Below are 2,260 nucleotides of genomic sequence, written 5' to 3'. Positions count from 1 at the left end.
GTTTAATTCGATGCAACGCGAAGAACCTTACCTACTCTTGACATCCAGAGAATTCGCTAGAGATAGCTTAGTGCCTTCGGGAACTGTGAGACAGGTGCTGCATGGCTGTCGTCAGCTCGTGTTGTGAAATGTTGGGTTAAGTCCCGCAACGAGCGCAACCCTTATCCTTTGTTGCCAGCGGTTAGGCCGGGAACTCAAAGGAGACTGCCAGTGATAAACTGGAGGAAGGTGGGGATGACGTCAAGTCATCATGGCCCTTACGACCAGGGCTACACACGTGCTACAATGGCATATACAAAGAGAAGCGACCTCGCGAGAGCAAGCGGACCTCATAAAGTATGTCGTAGTCCGGATTGTAGTCTGCAACTCGACTCCATGAAGTCGGAATCGCTAGTAATCGTAGATCAGAATGCTACGGTGAATACGTTCCCGGGCCTTGTACACACCGCCCGTCACACCATGGGAGTGGGCTGCACCAGAAGTAGATAGCTTAACCTTCGGGAGGGCGTTTACCACGGTGTGATTCATGACTGGGGTGAAGTCGTAACAAGGTAGCCCTAGGGGAACCTGGGGCTGGATCACCTCCTTACCTAAAGACTTAACTTGTTTTATGCAGTGTCCACACAAATTGCTTGGTCGAACTATAAGAACAGTACGAAAGTGCTAATGAATGCTATCGCATTGATTAACGCTTTTTTGCGTTATGCTCTTTAACAATCTGGAAAGCTGACTAGTAAATTTAATCGAAAGATTAATTTTAAAAAAATGTTTTTATCTTCGGATGAAAACGAGTTCTCAAAACAACACACATTCAAGTGTCTTGTATCGAGTCCGGCGAAAAACCAATGTTTAATATTTTCTTGATCGGATTATTAAACGCAAACCTTGGTTGTTTGAACATACAAGACCTCTTGGGGTTGTATGGTTAAGTGACTAAGCGTACACGGTGGATGCCCTGGCAGTCAGAGGCGATGAAGGACGTGCTAATCTGCGAAAAGCGTCGGTAAGGTGATATGAACCGTTATAACCGGCGATGTCCGAATGGGGAAACCCAGTGCAATTCGTTGCACTATCGTTAACTGAATACATAGGTTAATGAGGCAAACCGGGGGAACTGAAACATCTAAGTACCCCGAGGAAGAGAAATCAACCGAGATTCCGGTAGTAGCGGCGAGCGAAACCGGATTAGCCCTTAAGCTAGTTCTGCGTTAGGTGAATGTGCTGGAAAGCACAGCGATACAGGGTGATAGCCCCGTAACCAAAAATGCAGTCTTAGTGAAATCGAGTAGGACGGGACACGTGATATCCTGTTTGAACATGGGGGGACCATCCTCCAAGGCTAAATACTCCTGACTGACCGATAGTGAACCAGTACCGTGAGGGAAAGGCGAAAAGAACCCCTGTGAGGGGAGTGAAATAGAACCTGAAACCGTGTACGTACAAGCAGTAGGAGCCCACTTGTTGGGTGACTGCGTACCTTTTGTATAATGGGTCAGCGACTTAATTTTAGTAGCAAGGTTAACCGTTTAGGGGAGCCGTAGGGAAACCGAGTCTTAACTGGGCGAATTAGTTGCTAGGATTAGACCCGAAACCGAGTGATCTAGCCATGGGCAGGTTGAAGGTGAGGTAACACTTACTGGAGGACCGAACCGACTAATGTTGAAAAATTAGCGGATGACTTGTGGCTAGGGGTGAAAGGCCAATCAAACTCGGAGATAGCTGGTTCTCCCCGAAAGCTATTTAGGTAGCGCCTCGGACGAATACTACTGGGGGTAGAGCACTGTTAAGGCTAGGGGGTCATCCCGACTTACCAACCCTTTGCAAACTCCGAATACCAGTAAGTAATATCCGGGAGACACACGGCGGGTGCTAACGTCCGTCGTGAAGAGGGAAACAACCCAGACCGCCAGCTAAGGTCCCAAAGTTATAGCTAAGTGGGAAACGATGTGGGAAGGCTCAGACAGCCAGGATGTTGGCTTAGAAGCAGCCATCATTTAAAGAAAGCGTAATAGCTCACTAGTCGAGTGACACTGCGCCGAAAATGTACCGGGGCTAAACATATTACCGTAGCTGTGGATTGTCCTTTGGACAATGGTAGGAGAGCGTTCTAAGGGCGTTGAAGCATGATCGTAAGGACATGTGGAGCGCTTAGAAGTGAGAATGCCGGTGTGAGTAGCGAAAGACGGGTGAGAATCCCGTGCACCGATTGACTAAGGTTTCCAGAGGAAGGCTCGTCGGCTCTGGGTTAGTCGGGTCCTAA

The 2,260-nt window shown here is 48.3% G+C and carries 2 rRNA genes; both read left to right on the top strand.

The features are described from left to right. Positions 1–589: ribosomal RNA gene (locus FYJ80_RS11505) — 16S ribosomal RNA — on the top strand; the annotation flags it as partial. Between the two features lie 334 nt (positions 590–923). Next, positions 924–2,260, top strand: a 23S ribosomal RNA gene (locus FYJ80_RS11500); the annotation flags it as partial.

This window comes from Bullifex porci (assembly GCF_009695635.1).
Classification (GTDB): domain Bacteria; phylum Spirochaetota; class Spirochaetia; order Sphaerochaetales; family Sphaerochaetaceae; genus Bullifex; species Bullifex porci.
Note: the sequence above shows the minus strand (reverse complement) of the source record. Positions and strands in the feature narration are given on the sequence as shown.